Origin of the sequence: Bradyrhizobium sp. B117, assembly GCF_038969555.1 — a bacterium.
In the GTDB taxonomy this organism is placed as follows: domain Bacteria; phylum Pseudomonadota; class Alphaproteobacteria; order Rhizobiales; family Xanthobacteraceae; genus Bradyrhizobium.
The window spans coordinates 680809-697635 of the sequence record NZ_CP152414.1 but is presented as its reverse complement, the minus strand read 5'-3'; the positions used below and the strand labels follow the sequence as shown (position 1 = coordinate 697635).

11 protein-coding genes and 1 pseudogene are annotated in these 16827 nt (G+C 63.4%); 7 read left to right on the top strand and 5 right to left on the bottom strand.

Features of this window, described 5'->3' with window-relative positions:
* The first annotated feature begins 44 nt into the window (after positions 1–44).
* The 3 genes from AAFG16_RS03285 (at position 45) to AAFG16_RS03275 (ending at position 2204) form a co-directional block, all read left to right on the top strand.
* Complete coding sequence (locus tag AAFG16_RS03285) at positions 45–833, top strand: AraC family transcriptional regulator (protein WP_342737257.1); 789 nt, start codon at positions 45–47, stop codon at positions 831–833.
* Entirely contained in the window at positions 833–1729 is an 897-nt protein-coding gene (locus AAFG16_RS03280) for a lysozyme inhibitor LprI family protein (protein ID WP_342737255.1), read from the top strand. The genes AAFG16_RS03285 and AAFG16_RS03280 overlap by 1 nt, the downstream gene beginning before the upstream one ends.
* A 97-nt stretch (positions 1730–1826) precedes the next feature.
* Positions 1827–2204 (top strand): Rid family hydrolase, encoded by a 378-nt coding sequence (locus tag AAFG16_RS03275; RefSeq protein WP_342737253.1) that lies wholly within the window; start codon positions 1827–1829, stop codon positions 2202–2204.
* Between the two features lie 230 nt (positions 2205–2434).
* Here the strand turns inward: AAFG16_RS03275 and AAFG16_RS03270 are convergent, their stop codons facing one another.
* Together AAFG16_RS03270 and AAFG16_RS03265 are read right to left on the bottom strand one after the other, a co-directional pair.
* Positions 2435–3337, bottom strand: a complete 903-nt coding sequence (locus AAFG16_RS03270; protein ID WP_342737251.1) for a hypothetical protein — start codon at positions 3335–3337, stop codon at positions 2435–2437.
* A 119-nt stretch (positions 3338–3456) separates the two neighbouring features.
* Positions 3457–4239: an alpha/beta hydrolase gene (locus tag AAFG16_RS03265; RefSeq protein WP_342737249.1), complete on the bottom strand. Its 783-nt coding sequence runs from the start codon at positions 4237–4239 to the stop codon at positions 3457–3459.
* Positions 4240–4740: 501 nt separating this feature from the next.
* Here AAFG16_RS03265 and AAFG16_RS03260 point away from each other — a divergent pair.
* Entirely contained in the window at positions 4741–9564 is a 4824-nt protein-coding gene (locus tag AAFG16_RS03260; protein WP_342740843.1) for an NAD-glutamate dehydrogenase, read from the top strand.
* 145 nt (positions 9565–9709) lie between these two features.
* Positions 9710–10030 (top strand): hypothetical protein, encoded by a 321-nt coding sequence (locus AAFG16_RS03255; RefSeq protein WP_283083463.1) that lies wholly within the window; start codon positions 9710–9712, stop codon positions 10028–10030.
* Positions 10031–10295: 265 nt separating this feature from the next.
* On the opposite strand, the gene AAFG16_RS03250 is transcribed toward AAFG16_RS03255, so the two are convergent.
* The 3 genes from AAFG16_RS03250 to AAFG16_RS03240 all read right to left on the bottom strand — a co-directional run bounded on the left by AAFG16_RS03250 (position 10296) and on the right by AAFG16_RS03240 (position 14631).
* A complete protein-coding gene (locus tag AAFG16_RS03250; RefSeq protein ID WP_342737247.1) occupies positions 10296–10526 on the bottom strand; it encodes a PRC-barrel domain containing protein in 231 nt (76 codons plus the stop codon).
* Between the two features lie 620 nt (positions 10527–11146).
* A complete protein-coding gene (locus tag AAFG16_RS03245; protein WP_342737245.1) occupies positions 11147–11725 on the bottom strand; it encodes a hypothetical protein in 579 nt (192 codons plus the stop codon).
* 122 nt (positions 11726–11847) lie between these two features.
* Positions 11848–14631 carry an autotransporter domain-containing protein gene (locus AAFG16_RS03240; protein ID WP_342737243.1) on the bottom strand — a complete coding sequence of 928 codons (2784 nt, stop codon included), beginning with the start codon at positions 14629–14631 and terminating at the stop codon, positions 11848–11850.
* Between the two features lie 892 nt (positions 14632–15523).
* Here AAFG16_RS03240 and AAFG16_RS03235 point away from each other — a divergent pair.
* A pseudogene (locus tag AAFG16_RS03235) lies at positions 15524–15843 on the top strand (recombinase family protein); the annotation flags it as partial.
* A gap of 319 nt (positions 15844–16162) precedes the next feature.
* Positions 16163–16390, top strand: coding sequence for a hypothetical protein (locus tag AAFG16_RS03230; protein ID WP_342737241.1), 228 nt, complete (start codon positions 16163–16165; stop codon positions 16388–16390).
* Positions 16391–16827: the final 437 nt, after the last annotated feature.

Here is a 16827-nt window from a genome sequence, read left to right as displayed (position 1 = left end):
TTGCGGTTACGGTGCTGCCGGCGTCGCCCTACCAGGTGAGCTACGTGCCCACTCGCCACGTGATTGGGTTCACGTTCGAGCGGCAGCGGGGTGTCGACGCCTTCGGTGGCGCGCGGCGGCGCCCCTTTGACGCGGAGCCTTGGCGGCTCGCCTTCACGCCGGCAGGCTGCGACGTTTTTTCGGCCTCGGACAGGGGCGGAGAGTACTTGGTGTTGAGCGTTGCGCCGGAGACATTTGCACGACTTGCACCGGGGATTGCGACCAGTCACCTACAACAGTTTACCAACGTGGCTGATCCCCTCTTCACTCCGTTGGCCACTGGCTTGCGGCGAGCCACCGTGCTTGGCGCGGTAGCGCCACGTTTGGCGATGGAAACCTTAGTCGCTGCTACGGTCGAACGGATCTCGGTGCTGTTCGCCGCCGGCGCGCAGAGAGCCCAACCCGAACGTTGCATGACTTCTCGACGCTTGAAGCGAATTCTCGACCATTTCGAGGCTCGACTCGCCGAAGATATCCGCCTCGTGGACCTTGCAAGCGACACCGGCCTCTCGGAATGCTATCTCGCACGCACGTTCCGGGCAGCAACTGGCACGACGCTGCATGCGGCGCTGATGGAGCGGCGGATCGCACGAGCCCGCTCGCTGATCGAAGCTGCCACACGCCACGGTACCCGCACAAACCTCGCAGAGGTTGCGGCCGCGACCGGATTCTCAAGCCACGCCCACATGACGACGGCTTTCCGCCGCATGCTGGGTATCACTCCGAGCGAGTGGATGCGGGTGTTGGCCAGCGGTTCAGCACTCGAACCGACCGATCACAGCACCGTCGGCTGATGGTGCGCGCGGGCGAATCTTCTCTGGTGATCACCATGAAACTGTCTTTTTTTCTGGTTTTGGGCGTTCTCGTCGTTGCCAACCTTTGTCCCGTGCATGCGCTTGACTGCGGGAAGGCATCCCTGCCGGTCGAAAAGCTATTCTGTGCCACCCCGGAGCTGAAGAAGGCCGACGAGGCGATGAGCACCGCATATTCCAAACTCTTGCGCGACACCACGGACCCGAATTTCCACGAGGCGCTGATCCGCAGCCAGCGGCGATGGTTGGAGGTGCGTTCGCATGGTGCTGACCGATTTGGAGCGGCGGAAAACGACCGAACCGACGACCGCAAGGTTCTGCTGGCAATGACGCGCGACCGGCTCAACTTCCTCCGAACAGCCAAGCCGATCCGCGCGATGGAGGAACAGCGAAAAATCGCGGCGAAAGACAGCGGCGGTTCGTTCGCTGGCTACCAGACTTCCTCGTGCTTCTTCTCGCCCCCACCCTATGGCAATTGGAGTTACGTCTGCCTGGGCGCTGCGCATCGCCAGCATAACGGCCGAGTTTGCAGCGTCGCAACGGAATGGGCCAGCGGTCACACGACGGAATACCGGCTCGTCAGCGTCCTGAGAAACGGCGAGCCTCGGCCCGTGGCGAGTTGCTCCACCGGCTATGCCGAGACGAGCGAACAATGTCCCGAGCCTGACGACGACGCCGAAGCCAAGGCCTTTGCTCACTGGAACGCGGACCCGAAGCCATCCAACGAGTTGCCGGCCCCGCGCGCGGGCGGTCTCTGGAGATACGACCCGGATATTCAACCAAGGATGACCGATCAGCCGTGGATGCGTGATTGCTTGTTCGCTTCGACTTATCCACCGCCGGAAGTCAGCCGTGCCAATTCGTCTCCCCAAAAGTAGAACCTGCACGGACTTGCAACGTCACTTGCGGTTTTCGTCGGAAAAGGGCAGCGATGATAGTTCGGCGTAGCAGCCCGGAACCCACAGGAGCGCATCGTTGGCGAGGCAAAATATCTCATCGGGGTATGCGTTTGAAGATGCCTATGGCTACTCCCGAGCCGTCCGCGTCGGAAACCAGGTCTTTGTCTCCGGCACAACAGCTCGTCCGCCGCACCTCGACGGCGATGCCTACCTGCAAGCCAGGGCCGCACTGGCATTGATCGCCGACGCATTGGCCCAGGCTGGCGCCGGTATGCAGCATGTCGTCCGTACCGTGGTGTATGTGATCGACATGGCGGACACTGAGCCTGTGGCGCGCGCCCACTCTGAAGCCTTTGATACCGTACGCCCGGCGAGCACGCTCGTCCAGGTCAGCGCCCTCACGCCGGCTTCGGCCCGGGTCGAGATCGAGGTAGCGGCGATCATCTCGGACTGACCGGCCTCAGCGTTACGATCCGCTACGGAGTGCTGCCGATGCCGCGCGGAGGACACCCGACGCTGAACGCAAAGGAGCACATGGATCTCGCCTGGTGAATGCCGATCGCACTCGCGGTTGGTGGCGAACTTTTTGCGTAGTTGGTGCGGGGAGACAGCCAATGGCTCGGGTGCGGAAGATCGAAAAGGGCAAGCTACAAGCGCACGCGCCGGCCAAGTCGCGCGGCGCCGTTACAGTTTTCCATAGACTCGCGCGGCGACCGCCTTCAGGCGCTCGACCGAGCCGGACTCGGGATGCGGCTTGACCGGCGCGAACAGGATCGAAGCCTGCCTGCCGTTCCTCCAGACGTAGATGTTGACGGCGTTGCCGTTGCCCTTGGTGCAGGAATGCTCGCCGAACGCTTCACTGCCGAGCTCGGGTATCGCCACGTGCTTGCAGGGGCCCGCGCGTTTCATCATGCTGACGGCGGTATCGCGCGAGGTCGCGATCACCGCGGCGGTCATGGTGTTGGCCTCGCGATCGAACATCATGCAGCTGCCCGCGCCGGTCCGCTGTACCGTCAGCGTGCTCTTGTCCAGAAAGCCGTCGGCATCGGCGGCCATGAGCCACTCGCAATCGCCGAACCGCTCACTGCTCTTGCTCACGTTGACGATGGCGAGGCGCGCTGTTTCGGTGAGCGGTCCGAGCAGCGCATCGTCGGCACGCCGGCCGATCGGATAGACGGTGATCTGCAGAATGGTATCGCCGGACACGGCGACGACCGAGGCCTCCTGGCGCTCTGCGCCGGCGGCGCTGGTCCCGCGCTGGCCTTCGTCGCCGATCCCCGCGACTGCGTTGAGCGGCATGCGCTCGCCGAGCGTCTTGACGAAGGTCGCGTACAATTCCCTGGCGCGGTCCTTGTCGGGATTGCGGAACACGCTCAGCATCATCGTGTCGCCGTGCCCGGCCTGGTAGATGCAGCCGCGGCCGTCCTGATTTGAGATCAATGACCATTTGAGCGCCGGCATCGCGCCGGCAAGCTCCTTGGCGCTGATGAACGGGCAGGTTTCGGCCGCGCGCGCGGGAAGCACCAGGACGGCTGCGAATGCAAGGAGCAGAACGAGGCGGGAGAACAGACGATTGATAAGAGGCATGGGAGTACTTACTACCGCAAATGGCGCGTCACGGCCAATGAAGGCGGGCACTATTGGTTCGCCGTGACTCTATGATGAATCTCGCCGACCCGCGCACGGCTATCCCGCCGCGACGAAGCTTACCCAGCTCTTCGCACGTAGAGCGAGATAAACCGGTCGATCATCGGGTTGATCTGCTCCGGCACTTCCAGCGACAGGAAATGCCCGGAGCCGACGGCTTTGGCCGTGACCAGTTGCGGGCACAGCGCCGCAAAGCGATCCAGATCCGCGAGCCGGTGGGCCGCTTCGATGTAGAGCACCGGGACCCGGCACGCCTGCACGCACTCACGCGCCCGATGCACATCCCAGGGGAACAGACTTGTAAACGTGGATACCAGCACATGCTGCGGCGTCGCCAGAAAAGTCTGTTCGACATGGGCGCGGCATCTGTCGGTCGGCAGACAGGAGTCCGCCACGATCTTCCGCGCCTCGTCCGCAAAATTGGCGCCCTTCAAGCCTTCCAGATATCCGGCGAACACCGTCCCTGCCGAGGCTGGGAACAGCACCCCTGAATCGAGCAGCACCAGGCCCGCAGGAAAGTCCGGATAGCGGGCGGCGATTTCAAGCGCCATGTTGCCACCCATGCTTTGACCCACGATGACCGGCTTTGTGATCTGCTGTCGGTTGCACAGAAAGACGAGATCATCGGCGAAGCCTTCGATCGAATACGCCTGTTGCGGCTTGTCGCTCTCACCATGTCCCCGCAGCTCGGCATTCAACGCCCGACCTTGACGGGCGAAATATTCCATCTGCGGCGCAAAATGCGTGCGATCCCCGCCCAGGCCATGGACGAACAGGAATTGAAGCGGTCCTGCCCCGGCGACGTCGAAGGACAGCTGGATGCCGTCATGCGCGAGTTTCATGGGTCATCTCCGGATTCACCGACATGTCCAGGCGTCTCTGGCGAGTACCTAGTCTAAGTGACGCACCACGGCCCATAAAGATGGGCACTACGGGTTCGCCGCGGCGCCATGATGCTGTAGCCGAGCAAGCGTTCCGGCCGCGGTTACGAATAGTGAGCAGCCGTGCGACGATCTCGTCCGGCGCAGAAACGGCAGGTTCTGGAGTGCCCGGTTTTGGACTGAAACGGGCGCGTCCTTCAGAATACAATCACGAACTCATACACAATGAAATTCCTCGTCATTTTGCAGAGCACCAAATGACGCGATGGTCGTTGGCACCGATTTTCCGCCCCAAGCGCCTCACAACTCCGCGCGCCATAACGGCTGCGGAATGCTAATATCGTCGAAGCCGCAAGACCGAAGATTTCGCCGAGGCGATTGAAACGCGGTCAAGAAGATGCGCTCGAAGAGGCGCACTCCAAGAACAACGCCCGACCGTCATTGCGGTTCGTCGGCTGGGACATGGAGGACGCTATGGCATGGCGCGACGACAAGGCCCGGGCAACTCTGATCCGCGAAGCAGCCGGAAGCGTGCAGCCGGGCAAGGCCCCACCAAGCTTTGCCGAGCTTCTGTTCGCCTTCACCAATGTCGAGGATCTCGCCAGTCACGATGCCTCCTCGCTTGCCTTCCTGGCCGAGCAAGCCTGGGAGCATGTGCAGCGGCGCACGGCGGGGCGTGCCGATATCCGCATCGTCAATCCGCTGATGCCGGACGGGCGCGAGATCTCCGTGCTCGAAATCCTCAACGACAACATGCCCTTCCTGTTCGATTCCACCATGGCGGAGCTCACCGAGCAGGGCATCGAAGTCGCCCTCGTCGCTCACCCCATCATCGCGGTGGAGCGCGATGACGAAGGCAAGCTCCTGCGCTTCTACGGCGAGACACTGCCGGAAGGGGCAAAGGGCGCGCGAGAGAGCCTGATTCACCTCCACATCACCCGCCTGGACGCCGACGCGGACCGCGAGAGGCTGATTGACGGCCTCACCAGGACGCTGAGCGACGTGCGCGCCTGCGTCACGGACTGGCGCGCCATGCGCGACCGCGTCGAGGATGCGATCAAGACGTTCTCGTCCAATCCGCCACCGCTGCCGATCGACGAGGTCGCCGAGGCCAACCAGTTCCTGCAATGGCTGTGCGCGGACAATTTCACCTTTCTCGGCGTGCGCGAATATCGCTTCCTGCCCGGCCGCGATGCGTCGGACGACATCACGACGGCCGAGGGCCTCGGCATCCTCCGCGATCCCGATGTTAAGGTCCTGCGCCGCGGCAGCGAAATGGTGGTGATGACGTCGGAGATTCGCGAGTTCATGCGCGAGCCGACCTTGCTCATCGTCATCAAGGCCAATGTGAGCAGCCGCGTTCATCGCCGCATCCGGATGGATTATGTCGGCATCAAGCTCTATACGCCCGACGGCCGGCTCGAGGGCGAATTGCGGGTCGTCGGCCTGTTCACCTCGGGTGCCTATACGCGCTCGGCACGACAGATCCCCTATGTTCGCCACAAGGTATCGCGGGTGCTCCAGCGCGCCGGCTTCGACCCGAACAGCCATTCCGGCAAGGCTCTCCAGCATATTCTCGAGGAATATCCGCGCGACGAGCTGTTCCAGATCGACGTCGACACCCTCTTCGATTTCGTCATGGAGATCCTGATCCTCTATGAGCGCCCCCGCGTCCGGGCGCTGGCGCGGGTCGACAAGTTCGACCGCTTCGTTTCCATCCTCGTGTTCATTCCGCGCGACAAATACGACACCGACGTGCGCATGCGCGTCGGCGCCTTCCTGTCGCAGCGCTACAAGGGGACACTGTCGGCCTCCTACGTGTCCTTCCCCGAAGGAGCATTGGCGCGCGTCCACTACATCATCGGACGCTATGAAGGTAAGACCCCCGCCGTCGAGCGCGCTACGCTGGAAGCCGGGATCAGCGCCATTGCCGCGACCTGGGCCGACAAGCTGAAGGCCGCGCTGACTGCATCGACCGACGGCATGCGGGCGCGCATGCTCGCAAATCGCTACGCCCAAGCCTTCAGCGGCGGCTATACCGAGGCTTCCACGGCGGAACAGGCGATCGCCGATATCGCCACCGTCGAGAGGCTCACGCCAGCCCGCCCGGTGACGATTTCGGTTCACCGCTTCGAGGAGGACGATCCCAGGCGCTTCGGCCTGAAGGTGTTTTCGGATGCCGCGCCGCTGTCGCTGTCCTACCGCGTGCCGGTGATCGAAAATCACGGCCTGCGCGTGGTCAACGAACGCACCTATCAGATCGTGCCCGGCAACAGGCCCGAGCCGGTCTGGCTGCACGACATGACGATCGAGACCAGCGACGGCCAGCCGATCGAGATCAGCAGGGACTTCAGCCACCGCCTGGAGGCCTCGATCATGGCGGTGGTCACCGATCGCGCCGAATCCGACGGGTACAATGCCTTGATCCTGCGAACGGCTCTGGGCTGGCGGGAAGTCTCGACCATCCGGGCGCTGTCGCGCTACTTGCACCAGATCCGCGCACCGTTCACCCAGGACTATATGTGGGAGACCTTGCGCAAGAACGCCGCGATCACGGCCAACCTCGTCGCGCTGTTCCAGGCCCGCCGCGATCCGCGCCTCGTCCTGACCGATCGCGAGCGTTCGGCGCGCGAGATAACTCTCCTTGCCGAGATCGAGGAGCAGCTCAAATCCGTCGCCTCGCTCGATGAAGACCGCATCCTGCGCCGTTTCACCAATCTGGTGCAGTCGACCATCCGCACCAATTTGTGGCAGGTCGGCGCGGACGGACATCCGCGCCCGGTGATCTCCTTCAAGTTCGACGCGCGCAAGATCGAGGATCTGCCCCCTCCCCGACCGCTCTACGAGATTTTCGTCTATTCACCGCGCGTCGAAGGCATTCACCTGCGCTTCGGCAAGGTTGCGCGCGGCGGCTTGCGCTGGTCCGACCGGCCGCAGGATTTCCGCACCGAGATCCTCGGCCTCGTGAAAGCGCAGCAAGTCAAGAACGCCGTGATCGTGCCGGTCGGCGCCAAGGGCGGCTTCGTGCCCAAGCGCCTGCCGCCGCCCTCCGATCGCGAGGCGTGGCTCGCGGAGGGCACCGAAGCCTATCGCATCTTCGTGCGCTCGCTGCTCGAACTCACCGACAATCTCGACGGCGACATCGTGGTGCCGCCCGACTTGACCGTGCGGCATGACGGCGACGATCCCTATCTGGTCGTCGCCGCCGACAAGGGCACCGCCACCTTCTCCGACGTCGCCAACGCGATCTCGGCCGAGAAGAACCATTGGCTCGGCGATGCCTTCGCCTCCGGCGGCAGCCAGGGCTACGACCACAAGAAGATGGGGATCACGGCGCGCGGCGCCTGGGAGGCGGTCAAGCGCCACTTCCGCGAGCTCGGCACCGACATTCAGACCATGCCTTTCACCGTGGTCGGCGTCGGCGACATGTCCGGCGACGTCTTCGGCAACGGCATGCTGCTCTCGCCGGCGACGAAGCTCGTTGCCGCGTTCGATCACCGCGACATCTTCATCGATCCCTCCCCCGACCCGGCGATCAGCTTCACCGAACGCAAGCGCCTGTTCGACCTGCCGCGATCGAGCTGGCAGGACTACAACAAATCGCTGATCTCGCAGGGCGGCGGCGTGTTCTCGCGCTCGCTCAAGGCGATCCCGCTCGCGGGCGAAGTGCGCGCCCTGCTCGATCTCGACAAGGAGCAGGCCACGCCCTTCGAGGTGATGACGGCGATCCTGAAGGCGCGCGCGGACCTCTTGTGGTTCGGCGGCATCGGCACCTATGTCCGGTCGTCGGCGGAGAGCGACGATCAGGCCGGCGACCGCGCCAACGATCCGATCCGCATCAGCGGGAGCGACGTTCGCGCCAGGGTGATCGGCGAAGGCGCCAATCTCGGCGTCACCCAGCGCGGGCGCATCGAAGCGGCGCAGAAGGGCGTCAAGCTCAACACCGACGCGATCGACAATTCGGCCGGCGTGAATACGTCCGACGTCGAGGTCAACATCAAGATCGCATTGGCGCGCCCCGAGCGCGAGGGACGCCTCAGCCCGGCTGACCGCAACACGCTGCTTGCCGCGATGACCGGCGAAGTCGGTGAGCTGGTCCTGCGCAACAACTATCTGCAGACGCTGGCGCTCTCGCTCGCCGAACGCAAGGGCATGGCCGAGACCGGCTTCCTCACGCGCCTGATGCAGTCGCTCGAGCAACGCAGCCTGCTCAGCCGCGCCGTCGAATTCCTGCCTGACGACGCCGCGATCGCCGAACGCACCAGGCGCGGACAGTCCCTGACACGGCCCGAGCTCGCCGTGCTGCTCGCCTACGCCAAGCTGACGCTCTACAGTGACCTGCTCGAAACCGGCGTGCCTGACGATCCTTATCTCGCCCGCAGACTGTCGCTGTATTTTCCGCGCGAGGTTCTCGACAAATTCCCGGCCGCGGTCGAGCTCCATCGACTCCGACGCGAGATCATCGCGACCAGTCTCGTCAATGCCGTGATCAACCGCGGGGGCCCGGCCTGCATCGTGCGCCTGACCGACGAGACCGACGCCGATATCTCGACCATCGTCATGGCCCAGGTGGCGGTGGACGCGATCTACGAGCTCAGGCGACTCAATGACGCGATCGACGCGCTCGACACCCTCATCGACGGACAGTTGCAGCTCAGCCTCTACGCGGCGATCCAGGATCTCCTGCTCTCCCGCATGGTCTGGTACGTGCGCAATGTCGATTTTGGGGATGGCCTGGAGGCAGTGATCGCGCGTTTCGGCCCGGGTATCCGGGAGATCAGAGCCTCCCTCGACAATTCCTTGCCACCGGACATGCAGGCCGTGCGCAGCAAGCGTCGGCAGGATCTCACCGAAGCTGGCGTCCCGGCCGGCCTTGCCGGCGAGCTCGCCGATCTCGATGCCCTGGTCTCGGCGCCTGATATCGTGACGGTCGCCGAGCGCACCGGCCGTAGCATCGGTGATGCCGCCGCGACGTTCTTTGCCGCCGAGGCCAATTTCCGTCTCGACCGCATCACCGCCGCTGCGCGCAACGTGCCGGCAGGCGATCATTTCGAACGCCTCGCCATCGACCGCGCCGTCGACCTGATCGCGGCTGCCGAAAGACGCCTGGCCGCAGACATGCTGACGATCGGCCAATCCGGTCAGCAGGCTGCGGAGACCTGGCTTGCAGCTCATCCCGAGGCGACGCGCATCCGCCGTGCGGTCGAAGAGATTGCCGCCGGCGGCCTGACGCTCGCCAAGCTGATGGTGGCGGCGAACCTGCTGGGGGACCTGGTCAAAGCCTGAGGGCGTGCGAGACGTGCAATGCTAGAGCGCGATGGCATGAAGATGAATCATCATCGCGCTTTAGGTTGTTGTTTGAGCATGATCTTTTCGGAAAACCGCTACGCACTTTTCCGGATCATGCTTTAGCGCAGGACGGAGGAATCCAATGATCCACGCCACTTGCCATACCGCCGACAATGTCCGCTGCATCGAGTTCGATGCCACGCCGTGGTTCAGCGAGGCTGATCCTCCGAGCATCGTCGATTTGGCCCAACGAGGATGGACCAGCACGGCGATTGCAGAGTCCCTCGAGCACCGACGGGGATACGAAGGCCTGCACGACCTCGTCGAATATGCGGTGAAGCGACTGCAATCGGAATCCCTGGAGGACCCGACCTGGGAAACCTTCGAGTGCGTCGTCGATGGACCCGAGGCCGTTGCCTGGCTCAAACAGAACCGGCCCAACGTCGCCGCAAGGATCCCGTAAGCCACGGGAAGCGCAGCAAAGGCCACCATTGATTGGCGGCATCGCAAGCGAAGCGGAAATGGCGCGCCACGGCCGATGAAGATGCGCACTATTACTTCGCCGTAGCGCTGTGATGCGATGGCCGACTACTCGCTCCAGCCGCGACGGCCTACGATCCTTCCGCTGCTCGTCATCGCCGGCTGTCTCCCCTGTTTCGCAGGGTGGTCCGGTTAGGTTACCCCTCGACAGCGGCCTTCTTGGTCAATCCCGGGATCGACTGCCTGCGCTATCCGGTGGAACCGGAGTCTAGAAGCTTCACAGTCGAAATCGGCCACTTGCCGTCGTGGCCACCGATCGAGATCCGGAGCCCGTGCACCTCGTCAAGGAAGACGTGATCAACCGTCCCCGCCTTACCGTCGGTCAGGATAATACCCCTGCCGATTAACTCTGCCTCAGCAGCATGAAGTTCTCGAAGGATGTTCGTCGCTCGTTTGGTCCAGTCATCGGACATGGTCATGCCATACCCGGCCGGCGGGTTGGTGAAGACCAGTCAGAGCGGCGGATGCATTGAGGACATCGCCGCTTCGTGCAAGTCGACCAACCGTTCTTGTCGAGCTCACCCCTGAAACCCTCTGGCAGCCGCGGCATCTCGCCTTCGGCCACGACTTGCAGCGTGGGTTACTTCCGTAGGTGCAAATCGCCTTGAAGCCAGCGGCCAAGGGCCTTGGAATGCATTGGATCTTCATGCGCTGCGAAGATCGTAAGTTCGTGATTGCAGACAGCGCATCGAAACATGTGCAAGTCCACGCTTGGGCTTTCTGGCTCGATGCTGACGAGCATCATCTGGGCCTTGCACCTCGGACAGGCGGGGCGCACAAACGGGGCCGGTGGAACGGGTCGCGCCAATCTGGCGGCCCACCGTTGTTCGAACTTTCTTTCGAGGTCCGCAGGGATCGTGCTCATGATCCGAACTCCGGGGTTCGCGGTCCTGCCCCGGTACCATCGACTTAACGCTCGCCGCGCCCCAAAGGTCCTAAACAATACCAGAGGGAACCATGCCCGCCGGCTGGCGCGTATTGCGTATTGGTGCCCAGGTACAGTGCGCAAAACTCGAAGAGCGTCGTCAGCATTTCCTGGTCAATAAAGTCCCGAATAGACCTCCTCGTCGACGATGAGATCCCAGCGGTCGCCGCGCTTCCTGTAGACATGCGCGATGCCAAACATTTCCCCTGACGACCGCGGGTCGGAGCCGCCATCGCCGCGATGCCATGTGTTGACGTCGCGCCCGACGATCACAATCGCCGTGTGGACCGCGGCATCGAATACCGGGAATGCATAGCCGAGGGTCAGGTGGACGGTCCGCTCTCCCGGCCGAAGCGTGGCGACCGCCGCGTCGCGACGTGCGCGACTTTCCTGTTTGCTGCAAAAGACTTCGCGTCGCGCGCCGTCCGGGTCAAGCGTAGCGATCGGCGGGGGCGGCGGCACGGGGGCAACGTCCTCGTGCGCCCTCAGGCGGAGGTATTTTCGTGCGAGGCCGACGGGAACCGCATATTCCATCCATGCATCGCCGTCGATGAGGCACGGACCGAGCGTCTTTTCGGCAGCAAGTTCGGCGACAAAGATCGCAAGCGCAGCAGCTAGGCGCGCCCGGCTTCCCGCAGCCTGCGCAAAGTTTGCACAGACGAACACGGTCAGAACGATGAGGCCGGCGCGCATGGTGGAGGGGAGGACAATGGAATGCGCCTATGGCGCATGTACGGAGAATGAAATGGCGCGCCATTCAGAATAAAACTGCGAACTCGTTTGTATTTGAAATTACATTATAGTTTCTGGATCTCTCACCACTGATAGCGAACGGCGCCCTTGCCGGCATAGCTGCGGGTGAGGTTGGAGAACTCGCCTTCGAAGGTTGCCGCCACCGACCAGCCGTTGATCCATTCCATTTCGGCGGAGGCGGTGGTGAGCGCGGAATTGGCGGCCTGGGCCGCGCCGTTGACGACGAAGCTCGCGCCGGGCAGCGTCTGGAAGGTGGCGCCGATGGCGCGGTCCGGATTGAAGTCGTGGGCCCATGCGGCCCGCCCCCGCAAGGTGAGGACGGCGTTCGGCATCGCGTAGGATTTATCGGCGCGCAGGCCGAGCTCGCCGCGGGTGTCGGTGACGCTCTGCGCGCCGTAGGCCAGCGCGAAGGTATTGGCGCCGGAGACGGCCCGTTCGGCGTAAGCGGGCAGATCGAAGGTCGTGAACTGCGCGGCAGCGTAAGGCGTGAGGCCGACGCCGCCGATCCACGGCGTCACGTAGCGGTAGCCGCCTTCGGCACGGCCGGAGAAGGCGGTGGCGTTGAACTGCGCGCGCAACCGGTCGACGCCGGCAATCGTCACCGTGCGATCGGTGGTGACATCCTGCCAGCCATAGGCCAGCGCGCCCGAGAGATAGGCCGCGCCGACCGTGTGGCGGACGAAGGCGCCGGCCTGGAACAGGTCGGAGCGGCCGCTGCCGCCACCCGTCACGCTGAAGCTGGTGCCGCCGCCGGCCAGCGCGAAGCCGGCGAGCGTCCGTGGCGAAACCCAGTAATCGGCGCCGGCGGCGGTCCCGACCAGACGGCTCGTGGTGGCGTTGGATCCCAGCGCATTGTTGCCATCCGTGCTCTGCGATCCACCAAAGCCCGCCGCCCAGACGTTCCAGCGCGGATCGTCATGGTTGGCGAGCGGCGCCTTGGTGAACATCGCATAGGCGTTCGCGACCGAATGCTCTTCGGCATAAGCAAGCGGAGGCGCGCCGACGGCGTCGCCGCGCCCGGCGACGAACGGATCGGTCATGATGCCCATGAACTGGTTCATCGCGCCGAACGTGGTCTGCTGCGAACCCGTTGCACCCTCGCCGGAGGCCTGCGTCAATTGTCCCGGCGTCAGCGCCGCGAACGTCATGGGGATGCCGCCGGTCGTGTTGAAGAAATTGGTCAGCGCGTTGCCGACCTTCGTCTGGTTGCCCTGGAGGCCCGACGCGATCGCGAAGCTCAACGCCAGGTTCAGAAAGACGTTGCCGGCGTCGTAACTCAACGTGGTGTGTAAGTTCGACGGCAGGTTGGTGTTGGCCACGGTGTTGAACGTGCCGCTGACGCTGCCGGCCGTCAAAATGGTGTATTGCCTGGCGACATAACTGCCCGGGGCGAATGCCGCATTGACCGTCGCGCCGCCCAGTGTCGCCGTGCCGGTGACGTTGGCGAAGCTCGCCGTCGCCGGATTGATCCGCACCAGGTATTGCGCGACGGACTGGAACGCGAGGTTGCCGACCATTGCCATGGACGAGCCCGGCGTGCCGTTGCCCGGCGCGAACGTCCCGCTGATCGTGCTGTTGGCGCCGGTAACGGTACCGGCGCCGCTCAAGGAACCGAACGTCCTATTGAAACCATTCAGATCCAGGAACGAGCCGGCGGCGATGGCGAACGTGCTGCTGGCCCCGAACGCATCCGCGGATCCAGCGCGCAACGTTCCGCTGTTGACCGTAGTGGCCCCGGTATAGGTGTTGACGCCCGATAGCGTCAGCGTGCCCGTGCCACTCTGCTGCAACGCGCCGGTGCCGGAGATCACGCCGCCGAAGCTCACAGCGTCCGACCGGTTGAAGGCGAGCGTGCCGTTGTCGGCGACATTGCCGACGATCGAACCGGTGGTGCCGCCATTGCCGATCTGCAGCGTGCCGGCGGAGACGGTCGTGCCCCCGGTGTAGGTGTTGATACCCGACAGGATCATGGTGCCGGTGCCGGCCTTCACCAGCGAGCCGCCAAGGCCGCCGTCGTTGATGACGCCGGTGACGTTGGTCGAGCGATTGTTGCCGCCGACCGTCAGTTCGTTTCGTCCGAGGCTGAAGGTGCCGCTGCCGTCGAGCGAGCCGGCGCTGAGCTTGTGATCGTTGTTGGGCCCGGTCGAGGCGGTGAAATCCACGCTGCCGGAAGCGGTATCGGTGATGGCAGCGTTGCCGGCCGTACTGTTGTCTAGGAACTGCACAGTGCCGCTATTGGTGATAACGGCGTTGCCGGCCGTACTGTTGTCCAGGAACTGCACAGTGCCGCTATTGGTATTGGTGATAACAGCGCTGCCGGCGGTGGTTGATGCCGCAAAAAACAGACTGGCGAAGCTGCCATTGGTAATGGTGGCGCTGCCGGCGGTGGTGGCGTCAAAAAAAGTTAGGCCGCCGTTGTTGGTGATGGCGGCGTTGCCGGCTGTGCTGGTGTCAAAAAAATTCAGGGCGCTGTTATTGGTGATGGCGACACTGCCGGCGGTGGCGGTGTTGGTGAAACGCAGTTCGCCGGTATTGGTGATGGCGGCGCTGCCGCCCTGAATGTCTATGCCGGCGCCCTGGAAAAGGAGAAGACGGCCGGTGAAGAAGCGATAGTTCGACGCGCCCGCGTTGAACGTCCAGCCGCCAACCGAGGTGTCGGCCGAGAACGTCAGCAGGGTCCTGTTGGAGGCGCCGAAGACGGCGGTGCCGGTCGGCACCGTCGCGGGGACCCAGTTGGCGGCGGTGTTGAAGTCGCCGTTGGCCGGGTTGAGCAGCCAGGTCGCGTTCTGTGCACGCGCCGGCCCCGTGGCCGGCAGCATCGCCGCCAGGGCCGTCGAGGCCAGCAAGGCGGCTCGCAACGCACTCTTTTTATGCTTCACAATCCGCGACATCACGCCCCTCGCACAGCCCCGCGCGCCGGGCAGCCGAAGATTCGAGGCTGCCGCGGCAGCCTCTACGTCTCATTCGGACGGGGGGACGTCCAGACAAAGCGACGGGAACGTTCTGAAAATTTCTGAAATCTACCTTTCAGCGTTTCCGTTGGCGAGACGTTCGCGAGAGCGACGGAGGCTAACAAGCCCGGCACTCCAGGGAGACCACGTCAAAGCCGTAAACCATCCCGCAGGGAATGCCGGTCGTTCCGGCTGAACCTGTGGTGACTGCCACCTGCGCTTTCTTTGTTGCAAGCGGGCCATGGGTGCGGCCTGCACCCGGCATTCCCTGCGCCCTCCTCTTGGGGAAGGCGATGCAAGCAAGCGCAACTCGGGTAGATTCCCGTCGCGAGAACGCGACGTGCTGCGCCCGCTTAGGCTCTTTGACATTTGAATGGGACTATCAGCGGAAACGTTGCTGCCGCCGCGCAGGCGGTGAAATGGCGCGCCACGGCCGATGAAGATGGGCACTATTGCTTTGCCGTGGCGCTATGATGCAGACCAAGCGCTCCGACCTCACAATCTGCGATGATCTCCGATCCTGCTCACAGGCGGCGGTCTTCCCGATCTCGCGGCTGGTCCGGTTACCCTTCGACAGCGGCCCTTACGATTGATCCCGGCAACGGCGTGATGGGCCAAGAGGCGACGGTATCGTCCGCAAGATATGCGATCAAAGGGATTCCCGTTTTGGTTGACCGTCCGACTTCATTCCATCACTGCATCGACGCCTTCTATTCGGCTAAGGAAACTATGCTACGAGCAATTTTCATCGCTTCGGCATTCGTGTGCGTGCTGTCTGGGTGCGTGCGTGATCCTGGTCCACAGCTTCAGCCGCTTCTTCCGCGACCAGTTCCAGCTTGAGTTTTACGTCCGCCGGCTGGCCAAGAACGGCGTCCGTCTGGTGTCGATCACCCAGGAGCTCGGCGATGATCCGATGAGCAACATGATCCGCCAGATCATGGCGCTGTTCGACGAATACCAGTCCAAGGAGAACGCCAAGCACACGCTGCGGGCGATGAAGGAGAATGCGCGGCAAGGCTTCTGGAATGGCGCGCTACCGCCGATCGGCTACCGCGTCGTGGAAGCCGCCGAACAGCGCGGCCACTGGCTCAGCGCGTCGAAGTGGACGCGAAAGAAGTTCGCATCATGGGGTCGAAAAGCGCGCTCCTACGCACGCTCGTCGCTGCTTCGAGCGCAAAAACGGCAAGTTTTGGAGTGCCCAGTGTTGTACCGAAATGGCGCGCCCGGAACGATTCGAACGTCCGACCCTCAGATTCGTAGTCTAACCCGGCACTCGGAAAACACTCACGAATCCTGCAAACCGGACCCTATATCGCCCCAGATCGATCAAGGGGTTAACGGGCCAATTGCAAACCAGATCAGGCCAGCGGATCGGCTCCACGCGCTACGCGAGGAGATCAAGGCATTGGAAGCCGAGGAGGAGCGGTTGCGCGCCGGCTTCATCAGCGGTGAGCTGGCGCTCGACGGTGACGAGTACAGCGTCACGATCGAGGAAAAGATCACCGAGCGGATCAACCTACGCCAGATGCGCAAGACAATCGACTCGTGGATCTGGTCGCCGTTCCTGATCTCATCGCGCAGCGTCTACGTGAAGACGACGCGCAAGACCGAAGCGAGCGACGATTTGAAAACGCGACGCCGGATACATACCTGAGAATCGAAAACCCCCGACACCTGCGAAGTGTCGAGGGTTTCAAATTGAAGTCTGTCACCAACACCCACCGCCAAGTGGGACACGAAGGACCACCCAATGCCAATCGAGAAGGACCATAACCGTGTATCCCAAACATAGCGACACGCTCCCCCTCGATCAAGGGGGACGCACCGATCAGGCGCAGAAAAAGACAGCCGCCAATGCGCGGCTCAATCCCCGGATCTTCCGCGTTCTCGCCGATCGCAGTCTGACTCGTAACGCCGCCATCTTCTCCGAGACAACTTCGACATGCGAACGGGCTTCGCGAGCCCGTCATTCCGCTCGATCACGTCGGCCACAGGCTTGTCCCGAGGCTCGTGCGAGCGCGCGGTGCGCACCCTGGTCGCCATGGGCCACGTCAGCATGATCGCTGGTGGTGGCGGTCCAGCCAACTCAAA